Origin of the sequence: Streptomyces montanus (assembly GCF_005786655.1) — a bacterium.
GTDB classification, from domain to species: Bacteria; Actinomycetota; Actinomycetes; order Streptomycetales; family Streptomycetaceae; genus Streptomyces; species Streptomyces sporangiiformans.
Genome location: NZ_VBZC01000052.1, coordinates 37,343 through 57,975, shown reverse-complemented (window position 1 = coordinate 57,975; position 20,633 = coordinate 37,343). Strand labels below are relative to the sequence as shown.

The 20,633-nt window shown below is 67.4% G+C and carries 26 protein-coding genes; 22 read left to right on the top strand and 4 right to left on the bottom strand.

Going from position 1 to position 20,633, the window contains the following annotated elements; translation table 11 throughout:
- Positions 1–89: 89 nt before the first annotated feature.
- The 12 genes from rplS to FE633_RS35140 all read left to right on the top strand — a co-directional run bounded on the left by rplS (position 90) and on the right by FE633_RS35140 (position 9,989).
- Positions 90–440, top strand: a complete 351-nt coding sequence (gene rplS, locus FE633_RS35195; protein WP_119102545.1) for a 50S ribosomal protein L19 — start codon at positions 90–92, stop codon at positions 438–440.
- 47 nt (positions 441–487) lie between these two features.
- A complete protein-coding gene (gene lepB, locus FE633_RS35190; protein WP_138049234.1) occupies positions 488–1,204 on the top strand; it encodes a signal peptidase I in 717 nt (238 codons plus the stop codon).
- Positions 1,197–2,288, top strand: coding sequence for a signal peptidase I (lepB, locus tag FE633_RS35185; protein WP_138049233.1), 1,092 nt, complete (start codon positions 1,197–1,199; stop codon positions 2,286–2,288). The genes lepB (FE633_RS35190) and lepB (FE633_RS35185) overlap by 8 nt, the downstream gene beginning before the upstream one ends.
- Positions 2,173–3,120 carry a signal peptidase I gene (lepB, locus tag FE633_RS35180; RefSeq protein ID WP_138049232.1) on the top strand — a complete coding sequence of 316 codons (948 nt, stop codon included), beginning with the start codon at positions 2,173–2,175 and terminating at the stop codon, positions 3,118–3,120. The genes lepB (FE633_RS35185) and lepB (FE633_RS35180) overlap by 116 nt, the downstream gene beginning before the upstream one ends.
- Before the next feature lie 78 nt (positions 3,121–3,198).
- Positions 3,199–3,948: a signal peptidase I gene (lepB, locus tag FE633_RS35175; protein ID WP_138049231.1), complete on the top strand. Its 750-nt coding sequence runs from the start codon at positions 3,199–3,201 to the stop codon at positions 3,946–3,948.
- Positions 3,949–3,982: 34 nt separating this feature from the next.
- Positions 3,983–4,489 carry an NUDIX hydrolase gene (locus FE633_RS35170; RefSeq protein WP_138049246.1) on the top strand — a complete coding sequence of 169 codons (507 nt, stop codon included), beginning with the start codon at positions 3,983–3,985 and terminating at the stop codon, positions 4,487–4,489.
- A gap of 55 nt (positions 4,490–4,544) precedes the next feature.
- Entirely contained in the window at positions 4,545–4,853 is a 309-nt protein-coding gene (locus tag FE633_RS35165) for a DUF2469 domain-containing protein (protein ID WP_055510545.1), read from the top strand.
- 117 nt (positions 4,854–4,970) lie between these two features.
- Entirely contained in the window at positions 4,971–5,414 is a 444-nt protein-coding gene (locus FE633_RS35160) for a YraN family protein (RefSeq protein WP_138049230.1), read from the top strand.
- Positions 5,414–7,039, top strand: coding sequence for a YifB family Mg chelatase-like AAA ATPase (locus FE633_RS35155; RefSeq protein WP_138049229.1), 1,626 nt, complete (start codon positions 5,414–5,416; stop codon positions 7,037–7,039). Before FE633_RS35160 ends, FE633_RS35155 begins: the two co-directional genes overlap by 1 nt.
- Positions 7,036–8,184, top strand: coding sequence for a DNA-processing protein DprA (dprA, locus tag FE633_RS35150; RefSeq protein WP_138049228.1), 1,149 nt, complete (start codon positions 7,036–7,038; stop codon positions 8,182–8,184). The genes FE633_RS35155 and dprA overlap by 4 nt, the downstream gene beginning before the upstream one ends.
- A 269-nt stretch (positions 8,185–8,453) precedes the next feature.
- Positions 8,454–9,290, top strand: coding sequence for an RNA polymerase sigma factor WhiG (gene whiG / locus FE633_RS35145; protein WP_138049227.1), 837 nt, complete (start codon positions 8,454–8,456; stop codon positions 9,288–9,290).
- Positions 9,291–9,431: 141 nt separating this feature from the next.
- Positions 9,432–9,989: a TetR/AcrR family transcriptional regulator gene (locus FE633_RS35140; RefSeq protein ID WP_138049245.1), complete on the top strand. Its 558-nt coding sequence runs from the start codon at positions 9,432–9,434 to the stop codon at positions 9,987–9,989.
- Positions 9,990–10,023: 34 nt separating this feature from the next.
- Here FE633_RS35140 and FE633_RS35135 read toward each other — a convergent pair whose 3' ends face one another.
- Positions 10,024–10,740 carry a M23 family metallopeptidase gene (locus FE633_RS35135; RefSeq protein WP_246113976.1) on the bottom strand — a complete coding sequence of 239 codons (717 nt, stop codon included), beginning with the start codon at positions 10,738–10,740 and terminating at the stop codon, positions 10,024–10,026.
- A gap of 280 nt (positions 10,741–11,020) precedes the next feature.
- On the opposite strand from FE633_RS35135, the gene rpsB reads away from it, so the two are divergent.
- The 5 genes from rpsB (at position 11,021) to FE633_RS35110 (ending at position 15,749) form a co-directional block, all read left to right on the top strand.
- Entirely contained in the window at positions 11,021–11,956 is a 936-nt protein-coding gene (rpsB, locus tag FE633_RS35130) for a 30S ribosomal protein S2 (RefSeq protein ID WP_138049225.1), read from the top strand.
- Between the two features lie 148 nt (positions 11,957–12,104).
- Complete coding sequence (gene tsf, locus FE633_RS35125; RefSeq protein WP_138049224.1) at positions 12,105–12,941, top strand: translation elongation factor Ts; 837 nt, start codon at positions 12,105–12,107, stop codon at positions 12,939–12,941.
- Positions 12,942–13,130: 189 nt separating this feature from the next.
- Positions 13,131–13,901: a UMP kinase gene (pyrH, locus tag FE633_RS35120; protein WP_138049223.1), complete on the top strand. Its 771-nt coding sequence runs from the start codon at positions 13,131–13,133 to the stop codon at positions 13,899–13,901.
- A 154-nt stretch (positions 13,902–14,055) separates the two neighbouring features.
- Positions 14,056–14,613: a ribosome recycling factor gene (gene frr / locus FE633_RS35115; RefSeq protein ID WP_138049222.1), complete on the top strand. Its 558-nt coding sequence runs from the start codon at positions 14,056–14,058 to the stop codon at positions 14,611–14,613.
- A complete protein-coding gene (locus tag FE633_RS35110) occupies positions 14,613–15,749 on the top strand; it encodes a phosphatidate cytidylyltransferase (RefSeq protein WP_138049221.1) in 1,137 nt (378 codons plus the stop codon). Before frr ends, FE633_RS35110 begins: the two co-directional genes overlap by 1 nt.
- Before the next feature lie 128 nt (positions 15,750–15,877).
- Here FE633_RS35110 and FE633_RS35105 read toward each other — a convergent pair whose 3' ends face one another.
- The 3 genes from FE633_RS35105 to FE633_RS35095 form a co-directional block, all read right to left on the bottom strand.
- Complete coding sequence (locus tag FE633_RS35105) at positions 15,878–16,249, bottom strand: transposase (RefSeq protein ID WP_246113975.1); 372 nt, start codon at positions 16,247–16,249, stop codon at positions 15,878–15,880.
- Positions 16,216–16,458, bottom strand: coding sequence for a transposase (locus tag FE633_RS49895; RefSeq protein WP_138049219.1), 243 nt, complete (start codon positions 16,456–16,458; stop codon positions 16,216–16,218). The genes FE633_RS35105 and FE633_RS49895 overlap by 34 nt, the downstream gene beginning before the upstream one ends.
- An 80-nt stretch (positions 16,459–16,538) precedes the next feature.
- Positions 16,539–17,123 carry a DinB family protein gene (locus FE633_RS35095; protein ID WP_138049218.1) on the bottom strand — a complete coding sequence of 195 codons (585 nt, stop codon included), beginning with the start codon at positions 17,121–17,123 and terminating at the stop codon, positions 16,539–16,541.
- Between the two features lie 5 nt (positions 17,124–17,128).
- Here FE633_RS35095 and FE633_RS49355 point away from each other — a divergent pair, with 5 nt between their 5' ends.
- The 5 genes from FE633_RS49355 (at position 17,129) to FE633_RS35075 (ending at position 20,602) form a co-directional block, all read left to right on the top strand.
- Positions 17,129–17,257 (top strand): hypothetical protein, encoded by a 129-nt coding sequence (locus FE633_RS49355; RefSeq protein ID WP_281291308.1) that lies wholly within the window; start codon positions 17,129–17,131, stop codon positions 17,255–17,257.
- 159 nt (positions 17,258–17,416) lie between these two features.
- Complete coding sequence (locus FE633_RS35090; RefSeq protein WP_138049217.1) at positions 17,417–18,160, top strand: hypothetical protein; 744 nt, start codon at positions 17,417–17,419, stop codon at positions 18,158–18,160.
- Positions 18,141–18,716, top strand: a complete 576-nt coding sequence (locus tag FE633_RS35085) for an SLATT domain-containing protein (protein WP_138049216.1) — start codon at positions 18,141–18,143, stop codon at positions 18,714–18,716. Before FE633_RS35090 ends, FE633_RS35085 begins: the two co-directional genes overlap by 20 nt.
- Positions 18,717–19,000: 284 nt before the next feature.
- Positions 19,001–19,324, top strand: a complete 324-nt coding sequence (locus FE633_RS49600; RefSeq protein WP_342791237.1) for a hypothetical protein — start codon at positions 19,001–19,003, stop codon at positions 19,322–19,324.
- Between the two features lie 132 nt (positions 19,325–19,456).
- The gene (locus FE633_RS35075; protein WP_171060243.1) at positions 19,457–20,602 is read left to right on the top strand and encodes a DUF4147 domain-containing protein; all 1,146 of its coding nucleotides are present in this window, start codon (positions 19,457–19,459) and stop codon (positions 20,600–20,602) included.
- The last annotated feature ends 31 nt before the right edge of the window (positions 20,603–20,633 follow it).

Below are 20,633 nucleotides of genomic sequence, written 5' to 3'. Positions count from 1 at the left end.
ACGACGCCCGCCCCGACGAGGACAGCATCCCTCTTGGAACACCGACTTCCGTTGATGACCTGTGGCATCAGCGAAGAAAGCAGACGATCATGTCTCACCTGCTCGACTCCGTCGACGCCGCGTCGCTGCGCAGCGACGTCCCGGCCTTCCGCCCGGGTGACACCGTCAACGTCCACGTCCGCGTCATCGAGGGCAACCGCTCTCGTGTGCAGCAGTTCAAGGGCGTAGTCATCCGTCGCCAGGGCGCCGGTGTCCGTGAGACCTTCACGGTCCGCAAGGTCTCGTTCTCCGTCGGCGTCGAGCGCACCTTCCCGGTGCACACCCCGATCGTCGAGAAGATCGAGCTCGTCACCCGCGGTGACGTCCGTCGCGCGAAGCTGTACTACCTGCGCGACCTGCGCGGCAAGGCCGCGAAGATCAAGGAGAAGCGCGAGAAGTGAGCTCGCGCCGGGGTCCGCACATGAGGGCCGGATAGCATCTGGCCGCGATGGACACCGAAGCACAGTCGACGGAGCGCGACCGCTCCTCCCGCCCTGACGAACCCGAGGAGATCTCGGACACGGAACAGGCGGAGGGACGGTCGCGTTTCGCGTTGGTGTCCCGTGCCGCCGACTGGCTGCCCGGCGGGCGAATCAGTCTGGCCGCGTTGTCCTGTCTCCTGTTTCTGCTGCTTTTGAGTCGGTTTGTGGTGCAGCCGTTCCAGATTCCCAGTGGTTCCATGGAGCCTGGATTGAGGATCGGGGACCGCGTTCTCGTAAATAAGTTGGCGTACCGTTTTGGTGCCGACCCGAAGCGCGGTGACGTCGTCGTGTTCGACGGCACCGGCTATTTCGGGGAAGCGGACTACATCAAGCGTGTCGTTGGTGTGGGGGGAGACCGTGTGGTCTGCTGCGACAGGCAGGGGAGGATCGAGGTGAACGGCCGGTCGGTCGACGAATCGACGTTTCTGTACCCGGGGGACAAGCCGTCCGAGGTGCCCTTCGACGTCGTCGTGCCCGACGACACCCTGTTCGTCCTCGGCGACCATCGCGGTGACTCCAGCGATTCCCGGGACCACCTGGGTGCGCCGGGCGGCGGCATGATCCCAGTCGGTGATGTGATCGGCAGAGCCGACGGGATCGCCTGGCCCCCGGGACACTGGACTCGTCTGGACCACGTCGACGTCTACGCGCGCGTGCCCGCCGCGGACGGTGCGCATGGGTAAACGCGGTAAACCGCGCGGGGTCCCCAGCACCGCCACCGACAACCTGCTGCCCACAGGGGCCCGGCGCGCCGGCGGTTCCGCCCGGCCGGGCCGGGCCGAACGGCGCAAGCTCGCCCGCAAGGTCAAGCGGCGCAGGCAGCGCTCGGCGATCAAGGAGATACCGCTCCTCATAGGTGTCGCCCTGCTCATCGCCCTCGTCCTGAAGACGTTCCTCGTTCAGGCCTTCGTGATCCCGTCGGGCTCCATGGAGCAGACGATCCGGATCGGAGACCGCGTCCTGGTCGACAAGCTGACCCCGTGGTTCGGCTCGAAGCCCACGCGCGGCGACGTGGTCGTCTTCAAGGACCCCGGTGGATGGCTCGAGGACGAGCAGCCGATCGCGAAGACGGAAGACCCCATCGTCGTCAAGCAGGTCAAGCAGGGGCTGACCTTCATCGGCCTGCTGCCCTCCGAGAACGAACGGGACCTGATCAAACGGGTCGTCGCGGTCGGCGGTGACACCGTCAAGTGCTGCGACGCCCAGGGCCGCGTCACCGTCAACGGCATGCCGCTCAACGAGGCGTACATTCACCCCGGCAACAAACCCTCTTCGATCAAGTTCGAGGTGAAGGTGCCCGCCGGCCGCCTGTTCGTCATGGGGGACCACCGGGCCAACTCCGCCGACTCCCGTTACCACCGCACCGAGGGATTCAACGGCACGGTCTCCGAGGACGGGGTCGTCGGCCGGGCCATGGTCATCGCCTGGCCCATCGGTCACTGGAGTCGTCTGGAGGAACCGGACACCTATGCGTCCGTGCCCGACGCGCCCGGCGGGTCGACCACCGCCATCGGCGAGTCGCATAGGGTGGCCAATGCGGATCGATACGGATTGATCCCGCTCCCGAGCCCTGCGGAACTCCCGCTCGTTATGGGAGTGGTGGGCCTGCGTCGGATCTGGCGCAGGCGGCGGCACGGAGTGAGGAGTGGATGTGGGGGATTTGGCGGTCGGCGCACGGTCCGGGCAGGAGGGTCCCGAGGACAAGCCGGAGCGACCCGAGGAGATGGCTCCCCCAGCCGCAGAGGACGCCTCGGGTTCCGGGGGTGACTCCGGAGCCGGCGACGACAGGAACGAGCGGGGTGGGGACGCCCCGCAGCCGAAGAAGCAGCGGTCCTTCTGGAAGGAACTCCCGCTGCTCATCGGCATTGCTCTCCTCCTCGCTCTGCTGATCAAGACCTTCCTGGTGCAGGCGTTCTCGATTCCCTCGGACTCGATGCAGAACACGCTCCAGCAGGGCGACCGTGTACTGGTCGACAAGCTGACCCCGTGGTTCGGCTCGGAGCCCGAGCGCGGCGAGGTCGTCGTCTTCCACGATCCCGACAACTGGCTGGCGGGCGAGCCCACACCCAACCCGAACGCGATTCAGAAGGCCCTCAGCTGGATCGGCCTGATGCCGTCCGCCGAGGAGAAGGACCTCATCAAGCGGGTCGTGGCGGTCGCCGGCGACACCGTCGAGTGCAAGGGCACGGCCCCTCTGAAGGTCAACGGCCATGCGCTGAAAGAGCCCTACGTGTACCCGGGGAACACGCCGTGCACGGTCGACGACACGGGCGGCCAGTTCAAGGTGAAGGTACCCGAAGGCAAAATCTGGGTCATGGGTGACCACCGGCAGAACTCGCTGGACTCCCGCTACCACCAGCAGGACAGCAACAAGGGCTTCGTCCCCGTGGACAACGTCGTCGGCCGCGCCATCGTGGTCGCCTGGCCGCCCACCCGCTGGTCCACGCTGCCGGTGCCGGACACCTTCGACCAGGGCCTCAGCGCCGCCGCGGCTCCGGGCGTACTCGGTCTCGCGGGCGCGGTGCCCTTGGTGCTGTGGCGCAGGCGGCGGATTACCGTCGGAAACCCCAGGGTTTCTGAGCGGGGTACCGCCGGGTAGGGTGCCGTCCCAGATCGCCGATCTTCCGGGGCCGGAACCAGGGCCCCGGGGTCGATTCTCCGAGTTGGGGGAGCACTGATGAGCGGGACAGGTCGTACGGACGAGGGCCACGGACGGCTCGGCAGCAAGCTGTCGGGGCTGGCCGTGGCCCTTGGCTGTGTGCTCTTCCTCGGCGGGTTCGCCTGGGGCGCGGTCGTCTACCAGCCGTACACCGTGCCGACCGCCTCGATGTCGCCCACCATCGCGGCCGGCGACCGGGTTCTGGCCGAGCGGATCGACAGCGGTGACATCAAGCGCGGCGACGTCGTCGTCTTCAAGCAGGCCAGCTGGGGCAATCTCCCCATGGTCAAGCGCGTCGTCGCGGTGGGCGGCGACACGGTCTCCTGCTGTACGGACGGCAAGCTGACCGTCAACGGCAAGAAGATCGAAGAGTCGTATCTGCCCAAGGGCTCCGAGGCCGAGGCGAGCAAGATTCCCACCATCGACGTCCCCAAGGGCCGGCTTTTCCTGCTCGGTGACGAGCGCAGCGGCTCCCTCGACTCGACCGCCCACCTCACGGAGGCCGGCAACGGCTCGGTACCGGTCGGCGCGGTGAGCGCGCGGGTCGACGCGGTGGTGTGGCCCATGGACGGCATGCTGGACCGCCCCACCGGCTTCGAGACGCTCGGCGGCATCTCCCAGCCGGGCCCCCTGCGTCTGGTCCTCGCCACGATCGTGGCGGGCGCCGTGCTCGTCCTCGGCGGGGCGGCCTACGGGCCGGTCGCCAAGCGGGCGGCTCAGCGACGCAGCCGTACCGGAGGGACGAGGGAGCAGGCTCTTGCGGGGTGAGCAGCCGCTTGAGGGGCTCGCGGACCCCGGCGAACTGCGGAAGGTCGCTGCGGCCCCCGGTGAGCTGAGGAAGGTCGCCCGGGTGGTGCTGCTCGACCCGCAGGATCGCATCCTGCTGCTGCACGGCCACGAGCCCGAGGATCCGTCCGACAACTGGTGGTTCACGCCGGGCGGCGGTGTGGAGGGTGAGGAGACGCGCGAGGAGGCCGCATTGCGGGAACTCGTGGAGGAGACCGGCATCACCGAGGTCGAGCTCGGCCCGGCGCTGTGGCGGCGGACCTGCTCCTTCCCGTTCGCGGGACGCCGCTGGGACCAGGACGAGTGGTACTACCTGGCCCGTACCACTCAGACGGCGACCCAGGCCCTGGGACTGACGGAGCTGGAACGGCGCAGTGTCGCCGGAGCACGCTGGTGGACGTGTCAGGAACTGACCGAGGCACATGAGACGGTGTATCCGACCAGACTCGCCGGGCTGCTGCGCAGGCTGCTCGACGAGGGTCCCCCGGCCAGGCCCGAGATCCTCGACACTGAAATTGTCTAGAGGCGCGCGGGGCTGGCGCACAATAGGGGGACGCACGGCTGAAGGGGAACATGCCATGAGCGCCGAGGACCTCGAGAAGTACGAGACCGAGATGGAGCTGAAGCTCTACCGGGAGTACCGCGATGTCGTCGGTCTGTTCAAATATGTGATCGAGACCGAACGGCGCTTCTACCTCACCAACGACTACGAGATGCAGGTCCACTCGGTCCAGGGCGAGGTGTTCTTCGAAGTGTCCATGGCGGACGCCTGGGTGTGGGACATGTACCGCCCCGCTCGCTTCGTGAAGCAGGTTCGGGTACTCACGTTCAAGGACGTGAACATCGAGGAATTGAACAAGAGCGATCTGGAGCTGCCGAGCAGCTGAGGGGTCTGGACGGAGGCTCGTGTGGGTGACTGAGTTGTCCACACCCGGCGGGTTGTCCACCAAGATCCAATAGCGCGCGGATGTGCCCTCAATGTTGGCGCCGGAGGTGGTGCCGACATGAACGCACGCAACGCAGGCAGCTCTAGCGACACAAGCAGTGCCAGCAACACAGGTAGCGCCAGCAACACACGTGGCGCGAGCAACGCACGCAGCGCACTCGGTGAGTACGGCGAGAACCTGGCCGCACGGCGGCTGGCCGAGGCCGGGATGAAGGTCCTGGAGCGCAACTGGCGCTGTGGCAGGACCGGTGAGATCGACATCGTGGCCCAGGACGGGGACGCGCTGGTCGTCTGCGAGGTCAAGACCCGCCGGGCGGGCGCCTTCGAACACCCGATGGCCGCCGTCACACCGCTCAAGGCCGCGCGGCTGCGGGGCCTCGCCGAGCGCTGGCTGCAGGAACACGGAGGGGCGCCACCCGGAGGCGTCCGCATCGACCTCGTAGGCGTCGTCCTCCCCGACCGCGGCGCACCCGTGGTGGAACACGTGCGGGGTGTGGCCTGATGGGATTCGCCCGTACATGCGCGGTGGCCCTGGTCGGAGTCGAGGGCGTTGTCGTCGAGGTCCAGGCGGACCTGGAACCGGGGATCGCGGCGTTCACCCTGGTGGGACTGCCCGACAAGAGCCTCACGGAGAGCAAGGACCGGGTGAGGGCGGCCGTCGTCAACTCCGGCGGCGAGTGGCCCCAGAAGAAGCTCACGGTGGGGCTCAGCCCCGCGTCGGTACCGAAGGGCGGCAGCGGATTCGACCTGGCGGTAGCCTGCGCCGTGCTGGGAGCCTCCGAGCGGATCGACCCACGGGTCCTCACCGACATCGTGATGATCGGAGAGCTGGGCCTGGACGGCCGGGTCCGGCCCGTACGGGGCGTGCTGCCGGCGGTGCTCGCCGCGGCGGACGCGGGGTACGAGCAGGTGGTGGTGCCCGAGTGCGCGGCCGCCGAGGCCTCCCTGGTGCCCGGTGTGTCGGTACTCGGCGTCCGCAGCCTGCGGCAGTTGATCGCCGTCCTCACGGACGAGCCGGTTCCCGACGAGGATCCGGACGAGCAGGGCCGGCCGGACCCGCTCCTCGCGGGCCTGCGCATGCCGGGCACCGGCGCCGCCACCGGTATGCACAGCATGGGCGCGGCGCAGCACGACCACGGCCATGACCTGGCCGATGTCGTCGGTCAGCTCTCCGCGCGGACGGCGGTGGAGGTAGCCGCGGCCGGTGGGCACCATCTGTTTCTCGAAGGCCCTCCGGGAGCGGGAAAGACGATGCTCGCCGAGCGGCTGCCCGCCATCCTGCCGCGGCTCGCGAGGGAGGAGTCGCTGGAGGTCACGGCGGTCCACTCGGTCGCCGGCCTGCTGCCCCCGGGAAAGCCCCTGATCGACGTTCCGCCCTACTGCGCACCCCACCACTCGGCGACGATGCAGTCACTGGTCGGCGGCGGCCAGGGCGTCGCACGTCCCGGGGCGGTGTCCCTGGCCCATCGAGGGGTGCTCTTCCTCGACGAGACACCGGAGTTCAGCGGCCAGGCCCTGGACGCGCTGCGCCAGCCCCTGGAGTCCGGACACGTAGTGATCGCGCGCAGCGCGGGCGTCGTGCGCTTCCCGGCGAGGTTCCTGATGGTGCTCGCGGCCAATCCGTGCCCGTGCGGCCGCTTCTCGGTGACCGGCGACTCGTGCGACTGCCCTCCCGCCATGGTCCGCCGCTACCAGGCCCGGCTCTCCGGCCCGCTGCTCGACCGGGTGGACCTCAGGGTCGAGGTGGACCGCGTCACGCGCGCTGAGTTGACCGAGCGCGGTGTGCGGGGCGAATCCACCTCGACGGTCGCCGATCGCGTCCGAGCGGCCAGGAAGCGGGCCGCCGCGCGCCTGACGGGTACACCCTGGCGGACCAACAGCGAAGTGCCGGGGCGGGAGCTGCGCAGCCGGTGGTACGCGGCGCCGGGCGCCATGGAGGAAGCCGAGCGGGGCCTGGAACGGGGGCTCCTCACGGCCCGTGGCCTGGACCGCGTACTGCGCGTCGCCTGGACCGTCGCGGACCTCGTCGGACACGACCGGCCCGACGCGACAGACGTCACCCTCGCCCTGCAACTGCGCACCGGAGTCCCGCGCGGGGTGCCGATGGCGATCGGGGCGTTGTCATGAGCGGGGACGACGAGCGGCTTCACCGTGTCTTCCTCGCACGCGTCATCGAACCCGGGGACGAGGCCTGCGGGCGCTGGCTACGGGAGATCGGCGCGGGGGAAGCGGTACGGCGGCTCGTCGGAGGCGGGGAGCAGCCGACGGGGGTGACCGACAAGCGGTGGGCAGGTCTGAGGGCCCGGGCCGAGCGGGCGGAGCCGGAGCGGGACCTGGTGGCGGCACGGGAGGCGGGGACGCGGTTCGTGTGTCCCGGGGACTCCGAGTGGCCGGCGCAGCTCGACGATCTGGGAGACGCGCGGCCCCTCGGGCTCTGGGTGCGCGGGCGGCCCAGCCTGCGGATATGGGCGCTGCGGTCCGTCGCGGTCGTGGGAGCCAGGGCCTGCACCGAGTACGGCGCCCATATGGCGGCCGTATTCGGCGAGGGACTCGCGGAGCGCGGGTGGGTTGTGGTGTCCGGGGGCGCGTACGGGATCGACGGCGCGGCGCATCGCGGTGCGCTGGGGGCCGGGGGCGCCACCGTCGCCGTGCTCGCCTGCGGGGTCGACCGGCCCTATCCGCGTGGGCACACTCAGCTGATCAGCAGGATCGCCGAGCAGGGTCTGGTCGTGGGGGAGCTGCCGCCCGGTGATCATCCGACGCCGAGCAGGTTCATCCTCCGCAACAGGGTCATCGCGGCGCTGACCCGGGGCACGGTGGTCGTCGAGGCGGCGTACCGCAGCGGAGCGCTGGTGACCGCCAGGGCGGCTCAGCGGCTGGGGCGGTTCACGATAGGGGTGCCCGGTCCCGCCACCAGCGGGCTCTCGGCCGGTGTCCATGAACTGCTCCGGGGAGACGCGGTGCTGGTCACCGACGCCGACGAGGTCGCCGAGCTGGTCGGTGACATGGGGGATCTGGCACCGGACCGGCGCGGGCCGGTGCTCCCGCGTGACCTCCTCGACCCGGGCGCCGGACGCGTCCTTGCGGCGCTGCCCGCGCGGGGGACCGCCTCGGCCGAGGAGATCGCCAGAGGCGCGGGGACGACGCAGGACGACGCGGTCGGGAGACTGTACGAACTCCGCTCACTTGGGTTCGTCGAACGACACGGCGACGGCTGGAAGTTGACACGCCAGGCGATGATCCCCGTCCACACGGATCGGGGGCGATGCTGACCGAGCGTGTTCGGCCGTCCGGGCGACACCCCGATGGCCTTGGCAGTTCCCGCAGTTGGCGCCTCACGACGGTCACGCACGGCAACGGACGTGACCCTGAGGGGCGCCCAGCGGAACGTATCTGCGCACGGTGGTTCCCCTGCTCTTCGCTCACTGCGACTCCCCAGTCACGCTACGCTCACGGGGATTCCGACTCAGACAGCAACTGGATACAGACCGACAGCTCACTCAGGCACCCCAGTTCACGGCAGAACGGCACAAGACGACGAATGCCCCAGCACACCTCCGGGTCTGACCGGGCGGCTGCTCCCCCCACTGCGCGAAGCGGCGTGCGGCCACCCGCGCCCTCGACGCTCGACGAGCTGTGGAGGTCGTACAAGGCCACGGGCGACGAGCGCTTGCGCGAGCAGCTGATCCTGCACTACTCGCCGCTGGTGAAGTACGTCGCGGGCCGCGTGAGCGTGGGGCTGCCTCCCAATGTCGAGCAGGCGGACTTCGTCTCATCGGGGGTGTTCGGGCTGATCGACGCGATCGAGAAGTTCGACATCGAGCGGGAGATCAAGTTCGAGACGTACGCGATCACGCGGATCCGGGGCGCGATGATCGACGAGCTGCGGGCGCTGGACTGGATCCCGCGATCGGTGCGGCAGAAGGCACGCAACGTCGAGCGGGCCTACGCGACGCTGGAGGCGCGGCTGCGGCGCAGCCCCTCCGAGGGCGAGGTGGCCGCCGAACTGGGCATCGGTGTGGACGAACTCCACTCGGTCTTCAGCCAGTTGTCGCTGGCCAACGTGGTGGCGCTGGAGGAGCTGCTGCACGTCGGGGGCGAGGGCGGCGATCGGCTGAGCCTGATGGACACGCTCGAGGACACGGCTGCCGACAATCCCGTGGAGGTCGCCGAGGACCGGGAGCTGCGGCGCTTTCTCGCACGGGCGATCAACACGCTGCCCGAGCGTGAGAAGACCGTGGTCACGCTCTACTACTACGAGGGGCTCACGCTCGCCGAGATCGGCAATGTGCTCGGGGTGACCGAGAGCCGGGTCAGCCAGATCCACACCAAGTCGGTGCTCCAGTTGCGGGCGAAGCTCGCGAGTTTCGGGCGCTGACCCTCGCCGAATCGTCCCTTCCCCGTCCCGGCCGGGTCGGCCGGCTTCCCCTGCCCTCTCTGACGCCGACGTGCCGAGTCACTCCCTTCGCCCGCGGTCCGTCCGTAAAGTGGAGACGTGCCAAGGATTCGAGCGGCCTCCGTGGCCGAGCACCGATCGATGCAGCGAGCCGCCCTGTTGGACGCGGCGCGGTCACTGCTGTCCGAGGGCGGGACAGAGGCGCTGACCTTCCCGGCGCTGGCCGAGCGCACGGGACTCGCGCGGTCCTCCGTCTATGAGTACTTCCGGTCGCGGGCGGCCGTGGTCGAAGAGCTCTGCGAAGTCGACTTCCCGGTCTGGGCGGCCGAGGTCGAGAAGGCGATGGCGCTGGCCGCGACGCCCGAGGGCAAGGTCGAAGCGTACGTCCGGCAGCAGCTCCAGCTGGTCGGAGACCGACGTCACCGGGCCGTGGTCGCGATCTCCGCGAGCGAGCTCGACGCGGGCGCGCGCGAGAAGATCCGCGCGGCGCACGGCGGGCTCGTCGCGATGATCGTGGAGGCGCTGGGTGACATGGGGCATGAGCAGCCTCGTATGGCCGCCATGCTTCTTCAGGGAATCGTGGACGCCGCGGTCCGGCGGATCGAGCTGGGCGCTGCCGAGCAACCCGACGTCATCACCGACGCCGCCGTCGCGATGGCTCTGCGGGGTGTGCGGGGCTAGGTACTGGTCCTGGGTGGCCGAAGCCGAGGCGCCGTCAGGCACCTTCTGGGCGCCCCTGGTCCGCAGGGCCCTCCGGTACGCCGATGACCGGGAGCAGGCGTGAGGGGCCGCGGTGGAGCAGCCAGGGCGGCAGCAGGGAGAGCGGGTCCAGATAGGCGTCGGCCCTGCGCAGGCCCCAGTGCAGGCAGCGTGTCGCGCAGTGGGAGCCTGCCGGTTCCACGACGCCGACGACCTCGCCCGCCGCGACCTTCGCTCCCTTCCTCACCGTCGCGCGCACCGGTTCGTACGTGGTGCGCAAGGGGGGATCGCCGGTGCCGTCCAGTTCCACGGAGACGACTCCGCGGCCCGCGACCCGGCCCGCGAAGGAGACGCGGCCGGCAGCCACGGCCCGGACCGGAGTGCCTGAGGGCGCGGCGAGGTCCACGCCGCGGTGGCCCCGCCCGTACGCGCTCGCCGGTGGCTCCCAGCCGCGGGTCACCCGTGGCCGTGTCCCTACCGGCCAGGCGCGCCCGACAGCCGGCACCGGCCCGTCGACTCTCGGCGGCACCGCCCCGCCCGCTCTCGGCGGCAACGCCCCGTCGGCTTTCGGCGGCGACGCTCCGTCCACCCCGGCTTTCGGCGGCGACGGTCCGTCCACGCCGCTGTCGCGTGCAGCGGCCGGAGGCAAGGCGGCTCCGAGGGCGGTCGCTGTCAGGCACAACACCAAGGCCAGCCACGTACGAAGGCATCGTGTGCATCGTTCTGCTCGCATGCGAGAACGCTCTCGCGGTACGGCGAGAGAAGTGGATCATGGCCGGGATCTGTGGAGTACCGGCCGGTTGTGGACAGCGGCGTCACCCGGTGCCTCGCGTGTCCCGTACACTTCTGGTGGCGATCCGGGTCACCGGGTCGACTTCGCACGCCCCGACACCAAGCCCTCACAGGCCGGTGTCAGCGCCCCTCGGTCCCTAGTGGCAGGCGCGTCGTGGGCGTCAGGCGCGAGTGCCGTCCGGCACGCGCGGCACAACCGAGAAAATTCAAGGAGAACGGCCATGGCCGTCGTCACGATGCGGGAGCTGCTGGAAAGCGGCGTCCACTTCGGTCACCAGACCCGTCGCTGGAACCCGAAGATGAAGCGCTTCATCTTCACCGAGCGCAACGGTATCTACATCATCGACCTGCTCCAGTCGCTGTCGTACATCGACCGCGCCTACGAGTTCGTCAAGGAGACCGTCGCCCACGGCGGCACGGTCATGTTCGTCGGCACGAAGAAGCAGGCGCAGGAGGCCATCGCCGAGCAGGCCACCCGCGTCGGCATGCCCTACGTCAACCAGCGCTGGCTGGGCGGCATGCTCACCAACTTCTCGACCGTCTACAAGCGCCTGCAGCGCCTGAAGGAGCTTGAGCAGATCGACTTCGAGGACGTCGCGGCCTCCGGTCTGACCAAGAAGGAGCTGCTCGTCCTCTCCCGCGAGAAGGCGAAGCTGGAGAAGACCCTCGGCGGTATCCGCGAGATGCAGAAGGTGCCCAGCGCCGTCTGGATCGTGGACACCAAGAAGGAGCACATCGCGGTCGGCGAGGCCCGGAAGCTCAACATCCCGGTCGTCGCCATCCTCGACACCAACTGCGACCCCGACGAGGTCGACTACAAGATCCCGGGCAACGACGACGCGATCCGCTCCGTCACCCTGCTCACCCGCGTGATCGCCGACGCCGTCGCCGAGGGCCTCATCGCCCGCTCCGGTGCCGCCGCCGAGGCGAAGGGCGAGAAGGCCGCGGGCGAGCCGCTCGCCGAGTGGGAGCGCGACCTGCTCGAGGGCGGCGAGAAGAAGGCCGAGGAGACCACCTCCGAGGCCCCTGCCGCCGAGGCCCCGGCTGCTGCCGCCGAGGCCCCCGCCGCCGAGGCCGAGAAGTCGGCCGAGACGGAGAAGCCGGCCGAGGCCCCCGCCGCCGAGGCCGAGAAGCCGGCCGAGACCGAGCAGGCCTGACCCGGCGTCACGGCTGACTGACGGCGGGCGGCGCGGACCGCGCCGCCCGCCGTTCACCCACAGCCCGTAGATCTTCGGCGGACGCCAGCCCGATCAGCCGCGGACGCCGACTTCGAGACTTCGAACTCCGAGAAGAGATTCACAGATCATGGCGAACTACACCGCCGCCGACGTCAAGAAGCTCCGCGAGCTCACCGGCGCCGGCATGATGGACTGCAAGAAAGCGCTCGACGAGGCCGACGGCAACGTCGACAAGGCCGTCGAGGCCCTGCGCATCAAGGGGCAGAAGGGCGTCGCCAAGCGCGAGGGCCGCTCCGCCGAGAACGGCGCCGTCGTCTCCCTGATCGCCGAGGACAACACCTCCGGTGTCCTCGTCGAGCTGAAGTGCGAGACAGACTTCGTCGCCAAGGGCGAGAAGTTCCAGGCTGTCGCGAACGCGCTCGCCACGCACGTCGCCGCCACCTCCCCGGCCGACATCGAGGCGCTGCTCGCCTCCGAGATCGAGCCCGGCAAGACGGTTCAGGCGTACGTCGACGAGGCCAACGCCAACCTGGGCGAGAAGATCGTCCTGGACCGCTTCGCCCAGTTCTCCGGCGCCTACGTCACCGCCTACATGCACCGCACCATGCCGGACCTGCCGCCGCAGATCGGTGTCCTGGTCGAGCTGGACAAGGCGGACGCCGAGATCGCCAAGGGCGTCGCCCAGCACATCGCCGCCTTCGCGCCGAAGTACCTCTCCCGCGAGGACGTACCGGCCGAGGTCGTCGAGAGCGAGCGTCGCGTCGCCGAGGAGACCACGCGCGCCGAGGGCAAGCCCGAGGCCGCCCTGCCGAAGATCGTCGAGGGTCGCGTCAACGCCTTCTTCAAGGAGGCGACTCTCCTCGGCCAGCCGTACGCGCTCGACCAGAAGAAGTCCGTCCAGAAGGTCCTGGACGAGGCCGGTGTCGCCCTGAAGCGCTTCGCGCGCATCAAGGTCGGCATCTGAGTCCGTACCGCGATCGACGCGAGACCCCGATAGGGTCGACAGCAGTCATCCGCGTACGCCGTCACACGCGCGCGTGTGACGGACGACAGCAGATCTGACGAGGAGGCCATTGCCGCGCATGGGATGCAACAAACCCCCACCGGCAATGGCCTCCTTCGTATGTGCGACAGGTAAAGAGGCGGGATCTCCATGACCACCACCAAGGCCGACAAGGACGAAAAGAGCGATCACGGCAAAGGCGCGGGGCGCTTTCTGCTGAAGCTTTCCGGTGAGGCGTTCGCCGGTGGCGGGGGACTGGGCGTCGACCCCGACGTGGTGCATGCCATCGCCCGTGAGATCGCCGCGGTGGTCCGCGGTGGTGCCCAGATCGCGGTCGTGATCGGCGGCGGCAACTTCTTCCGGGGCGCCGAGCTGCAGCAGCGCGGCATGGACCGGGCCCGCTCCGACTACATGGGCATGCTCGGCACGGTCATGAACTGTCTCGCCCTCCAGGACTTCCTGGAGAAGGAGGGCATCGACTCGCGCGTGCAGACCGCCATCACCATGGGACAGGTCGCCGAGCCGTACATCCCGCTGCGCGCCGTACGCCACCTGGAAAAGGGTCGTGTGGTCATCTTCGGCGCCGGTATGGGCATGCCGTACTTCTCCACCGACACCACCGCCGCCCAGCGCGCCCTGGAGATCGACGCCGAGGCGCTGCTCATGGGCAAGAACGGAGTGGACGGGGTCTACGACTCCGACCCCAAGACCAACCCCGAGGCCGTCAAGTACGACTCGCTCAGCTACGGCGAAGTCATCACGCGCGACCTGAAAGTCGCCGACATGACCGCCATCACGCTCTGCCGGGACAACAAGCTGCCCATCCTGGTCTTCGAGCTTCTGGCGGAGGGCAATATCGCACGGGCCGTCAAGGGTGAGAAGATCGGCACTCTCGTGGGGGATCAAGGCAGCCGGGCCTGACCGGGGACCTTCCCTGCGCGGGACGGACCCTGACCGGGGGATGGACAATGTCCTGCGGGTCGGGAACCGTGCAGGAATAAGACGCGACGCAGCCGGCCGCCGACCCCGAACAGGAACAGCTGCCGGGCCTACTCAAGACACGCAGGAGCAAGTGGTGATCGAAGAGACCCTCCTCGAAGCCGAGGAGAAGATGGAGAAGGCCGTCGTGGTCGCCAAGGAGGACTTCGCCGCGATTCGCACCGGTCGTGCGCACCCGGCGATGTTCAACAAGATCGTGGCCGACTACTACGGCGCGCTGACCCCGATCAACCAGCTGGCCTCGTTCTCGGTGCCGGAGCCGCGCATGGCCGTGGTGACCCCGTTCGACAAGAGCGCGCTGCGCAACATCGAGCAGGCGATCCGCGACTCCGACCTGGGCGTCAATCCGAGCAACGACGGCAACATCATCCGGGTGGTGTTCCCCGAACTCACCGAGGAGCGCCGCAGGGAGTACATCAAGGTGGCCAAGACCAAGGGCGAGGACGCCAAGGTCTCGATCCGCTCCGTCCGCCGCAAGGCCAAGGACGCCATCGACAAGCTGATCAAGGACGGCGAGGTCGGCGAGGACGAGGGCCGCCGTGCGGAGAAGGAGCTCGACGACACCACCGCGAAGTACGTCGCTCAGGTGGACGAGCTGCTCAAGCACAAGGAAGCAGAGCTGCTCGAGGTCTGATGAACGACTCTTCCTGGGGAGCGCCGCCACAAGCCGGGTACTGGGGGCCGTCCGACCAGGGGCCCGTCCAGGAGGCGGCCCCGGCGGGTCCCGCATACGATGCGCAGGACGCCCAACAGACTCGCCCCATGCCCATCGTGCCCGATGTACCCGAGCATGGCGGAGACCAGGATGACGACCGGGGGGCCGCTCCGACGGGTGGCCCCCCGTTCCGCGACGAGACGCCGTCGACGCCGCAGCACCCGGCTCCGTCGTGGCATCAGCAGAAGCCGCAGGAGCCCATGCCCAGCGCCCCACAGCCAGCGCCCGCACCGCAGAAGAAGAGCGCGGGCCGCGACCTGGGTGCCGCCATAGGAGTCGGCGTCGCGCTCGGTGCGGTGATCATCGCGTCGTTGTTCGTCGTCAAGGCCGTCTTCATCGGCGTCATAGCGGTCGCCGTCGTGGTGGGCCTGTGGGAGCTCACCTCGCGGCTCGACGAACGCAAAGGCATCAAGGCACCCCTCGTGCCGCTCGCGGTCGGCGGTGCGGCGATGGTGGTCGCCGGATACGTCCGGGGCGCCGAGGGCGCCTGGGTGGCGATGGCGCTCACGGCCCTCGCGGTCCTGGTCTGGCGGATGACGGAACCACCCGAGGGTTACCTCAAGGACGTCACGGCGGGCCTGTTCGCGGCCTTCTACATCCCGTTCCTCGCCACGTTCGTGGCACTGATGCTCGCCGCGGACGACGGCGCGTGGCGGGTCCTCACCTTCCTGCTGCTCGCCGTGGTGAGCGACACGGGCGCGTACGCCGTCGGCTGGCGCTTCGGCCGGCACAAGCTCGCCCCGCGCATCAGCCCCGGCAAGACCCGCGAGGGCCTGCTCGGCGCGGTCGCCTTCGCCATGGTGGCGGGCGCCCTGTGCATGCTGTTCCTGATCGACGACGGCAGCTGGTGGCAGGGCGTGCTCCTCGGGCTCGCGGTGGCCGTCAGCGCCACGCTCGGCGACCTCGGCGAGTCCATGATCAAGCGTGACCTGGGCATCAAGGACATGGGGACACTACTGCCGGGACACGGCGGAATCATGGACCGGCTGGACTCGCTCCTGCCCACGGCCCCCGTGGTGTGGCTGCTGCTGGTGATCTTCGTCGGCTCCGGGTGACACCTGTCTGTGGTGCGGCTGCACTGCGGTTTGTGCGTGAGGGGCTCGTTGGCCACAGGCGAACGAGCCCCTTTTCGTATGTCCGCGCCACTGTGTGGCCATGCCTGGGTCAGGAGAGCCGGCGGTGATCACAGGCGATCGACCGTTCGATCTTCCAGCGGTGCCGACCGAGGCGTTCGCCGGACTCGATGCCGGGCCGCGCGATGCGCGCCGAGCCCGCGCTCGCGCAGCCAGGCCAGGTGTTCGGCGGAGAAGTACGCCTTGTCCGCGCGGAGTTTGACGGGTCGGCGCGGCCGTGGTCCCCGGCGGGACCGGACGGCGGGTATGCCGCGGATGAGCGGCTTGAGGGCGAGGCTGTCGTGCATGTTCGCGCCGGACACTGCGACGGCAAGCGGGATGCCCTGGGCATCGGACAAAACGTGCAGCTTGCTGCCCTTCGTGCCGCGATCGACCGGGTTCGGCCCGGTCAGCGATCCCCCCTTTGGCCGGCCTCGGTCCATACCGTGAAGGGGCGATGCGCGGTGGCGGGCGACGTGCCGAACGTCGGCGGCAGATGCCGCCATGCACAGCCGCTGGTCAGCGCGTACACCACTGCCGTGAACACGGCCCGCTCGTCACACGGTGCGGTCCCACCACGGAGCGGTCCCACCACCTTGCGGACGAGCAGCGAACGACGGCAGCAACGGGGCGGCCAGCTCCCAGAGTTCATCAGGAAAAAGGACGCTTCGATAGATCAGCACCCACGACCGGCATCATGCCGCACGAACATCAAGTCACGTGAGACACCCTCTAAGCCTTGATTGGTGCGGCCGACCTGGCGGCCTGCTCGATCTTCGCGCAGTAGGCTGCACGGGCTTCCTCGTCGATCTGCTTCTCGTGTTCGGCGCGCACCCCGGTCCGGCCGTCGAGGCCCTCGCGCAGGATATCGGCGTGCCCGGCATGCCGGATGGACTCGCCGAGGACATGGACCATGACGGCGAACAGGTTCGTGTTGGGATAAGGCTCCGGCCACCACGGCACATGGCCGGGGGCGTCGAGGGGAAGCTCGTTGATCGTCGCGTCCGAGTGTTCCCACGTGCGCCGGTAGAACCCGATGATCTGATCGCGGGCCTCGTCCTCGGTCGCCCACAGATCGCTGCCGTTGTAGTCCTGCCATCGGGGCAGCGGTTCCGGGGAAGGGCGGTCGAAGACCTCGCCGAAGTACCTGGCCTCGACGGTGGCCACGTGTTTGACCAGGCCGAGGAGGTTGGTCCCGGTCGCTGTCAAAGGCCGGCGGGCGTCGTATTCGGACAAGCCGTCGAGTTTCCAGAGCAGCGCCTTGCGGTCCCGCCGCAGTCTCCCGTGCAGGTTGTCTTTCGCGAATTCATCGATCATGCGGCATGAGCCTGCCATGGGCTGCTCGTGGTCTCAAGATCCCGTTCGTGGTCCGCAACGAGTGGCAGAGCCGAGGCCTGGCCATGGCCGCCGCCCTGACGTGCTACAAGAAGCTCGCGAAACTTGCCACGTGAGACAACCTCTTAACGGAAGTCCCTGCTCCGCAATGAGGCCTGCTAGTCCATCCAAAGTGGAACAAGGTGGTTTGTGCGATTCCCCCAAAGAGTCCATGAAAGGGTGCTGGACAGCCGAAGTGCCCGAGCGGTACCTTGAGCCAAAAAGAAGGGGAGCCGATGGAACAGCTGAGGCAAAACTTAGCGCAACTGTTCGCATCTACACCGTACTCCCCGCGCGCTGTTCTGGAATCCCTCAGTGAGGTGCCGGAACTGGGCCGGGAATTCGCAATGCCGAACTCGGGCAAGCACGGCTATCCGCTGATTGAGCACACGTTCATGGTGTGCAATATGTTCGAGCGAGCCTTTCCGGAGTGGCCTCTTGAGGCCGCCTTCCCGAAGTCAGCATTCCGTCTTCTTCTGTGCCTGCACGACATGGGCAAGCCAGCCGCGCTACGGATGAACGACAAGGCAAAGCAGCATGTGTTGACGGTCGAGCTTGTTCGCAAATACCAGTCGGTGCTGCCTGTCTCTCATGAGGCTTTGGCCACTACACTGGGGCTCCTTTCCGACGATGCTCTCGGTCTTTTCGTCCGCAACAAGATTCCAGAGGAAGAAGCGGTGGAGCGGGTGGGTCGGATGTACGCCCGATCCGAAGGCGTGGATGCAGATCAATTCTTTGGCGTACTGACTGCATATTATCAAGTGGACAGTGGCTCCTATACGAAGTACGCCTTCGCGTTGAGCGAACCCTTCGTTCCCAAGCCGAAGCTGGAGGCGGTTTTCAGGTGGAACGCCGAAGGTGAGCCTGTCTATGACCCGTCACGGTGTCGTTTGCAATTCAGCGAACCGACAGAATTCCGCTACGAGCATCTGAAGTCCGCCTGGCTGGCTAGGAGCGCTCATGGACTCTGCCAAGGCTAGCGAAGTTGTCGCCGATTGGCATCGCAGATGCAGGCAGAGTCAGCGTGTGCATTACGACTCGGGAACACGCTGCACCAGAATCAACGCAGTTCTGGGGCTTGCCAACATCGTGCTCGCGATATTCGTGAGTTCCGGTGCGTTCTATATCATCAGCGCCGGTACACAGTTGTACATCAAAGTCATCACCGGCGTGCTCAGCGTCCTGTCGGTGGTTACTGCCGTGATGCAGGCATTGCTCCGCTACGAACAGCGGGCGGCTGAATACAAGGCAATGTCGGCTGAGTATGGTGCACTGAGGCGCAAGCTGGAGCTGATGGTCATCAAGGCGTGGCGAGAGGGCGAACTGCTTCAGGAGCTGGCTGCTGTAAAAGAAAGGATGGATGAGCTTGCGGCGAGGTCTCCGGCGATCCCGCCGGGCGTGAAGAAGCGAGCCGTAAAGAATCTCGAATCCAAACCTCGCAAGTTTCCTGCGTTCGCACCTTTCGACGATGGGAGGGACTCTCATGTGGTCACCCCCCTCCGTGATGTGAATCAGACGGATGCGAGTACTACATGATAGTGGTAATTGAAGGCCCAACGAACTCGGGTAAAACCACTTTGAGTAAAGGGCTGGAGTCCGCGTGGCAACAGCGTGGGAAACGGGCTCTGCGACTCAGTACGCTCTTCGACGAAGATCCCGCTCATGTGGTCATGAAGTCACTGACCAACCCTTCGAGCCAGTCCGTCAGGTTGGATCCCTGGACCGATGGGGTTCTATACCTCGCACACCTCTGCAGAAAGACTGAAATCCTCAGGTCGGCCTTGAGTGAAGGCGTATACGACCACATCATCGTGGACCGAATGGAACCGTCTGTCATCGCCTATGGGGCCGTTAACGGGTTGGGCGTGGCTACGATGCGCTCGTTCGTCGACCCACTGGTGGGTGGCCTGCCGCGGCGTGAAGCAGTGCTGCTGGACATAGGTCTGGACACCATGCTCCACCGAGCTACAGATAGTCCCTTGAGCCGGAAAGACACCCTGATCAAGAAGTCATGGGATTCGTATACATCTGAATTGCAGCGCACGATGCGTGACTTATACCCGGACTATCACCACATCCATGCGGACGGCTGCGCATACGATGACGTGCTCGATTGGACCCTTGACAGGCTCGGTGTTGGCTGAATGCCTTCGGCCGGTAGACGGATCCAAATCGCATCTGACGTCGCTGATATTGCTCTCGGGTGGCCTCAAAAGGTCTCACTTCATGAGATTATGGGCTCGGAGTTCGAGAGAGCTTCCATCGGTGCGGACACTGTGGACATCGTCTCCATTGGAAAAATGGCGCGAGAGCTCATGCGTGCAGCCAGGGCGTTGCTCGGAGCCAAGATTCGACACAGTTTGACGATAACCGCCCCGCAGAATGGGGTGGCCGCCTGCGATGAATTAATCGGCGATCATCCGATACCTACCGCGCGAAGCATGCTGGCCGGTAAGGCGCTTGTCGAATTCGTGGCAGCTGGTCGTGGAAGTTCCACGCCGGTTATATTCTTGGTGTCGGGTGGAACGTCAAGCGTCTGCGTGGCCCCGACACCGCCTGTGACATTGCCGGATCTGCAGGCCATCTGGCATGCGGCGTTGGCCGCAGGAATCGACGTCACTCGACTGAATCAGTTACGAGCAGCCGTGTCCCGGATACATGGGGGCGGAATCCTACGTCTCTGCCGAGATCGGGCCAGTTGGTCGTTCATCGTAGTCGACAACGTCCAGTCGGGGATCGAATGGGTCGGCTCCGGCCTGACTTTCCCATACGAGCCGGATCGGCAACTTGTCGGGGAGTTGCTTCGAGTTTTGGCCTTGGATGCCGATGTCGGTGCGCGGATTTGGGATGCGGTCGGCGCGCGTGCGCAAATGAACGAAGCAGAGCTTGTCCGCCGGCACGAGAACTGGGTGATCGCCGATACGTCCTTGAGTCTGCAGGTGGCCACTGAGACCGCAATCAACAAGGGCTACCACGTTGTCTCTATGGGCGGAAAGGTCCAAGGTGATGTGCGCCTGCTGGCGCGTAGGTTTGGTGAGTATCTGGCACAGCCAGAACTCCGTGGCCGGAGGGTCTGCATACTTGGGGCCGGCGAGGGGACCGTACAAGTGCGCGGTCAAGGCCGAGGGGGACGTTGTCAGGAGTTGGCGCTCAGGATGGGCCGAGAGCTGGTCTCGGCGCGTGGTTACGCTTACTTCGCCGCAGCGGCATCCGACGGGCAGGATCATCTTCCCGGTGTGGGGGGAGCGTGGGTGGACTCTTTCTCATGGGACCGCATTAATGCGCTGAGTTCCGTCGATGTGGAGCGGGCAATGGCCGACAATGACTCGTACAATGTGCTTCGCAGGGTCGGCGGCCTGCTTCCTGGCGTGCCTACTGGGTGGAATCTGTGCGATATATACGTGTTGTGCGCAGAGGAATAGTGAGTACCGCACCATGTCGCAGCCGTAAGCC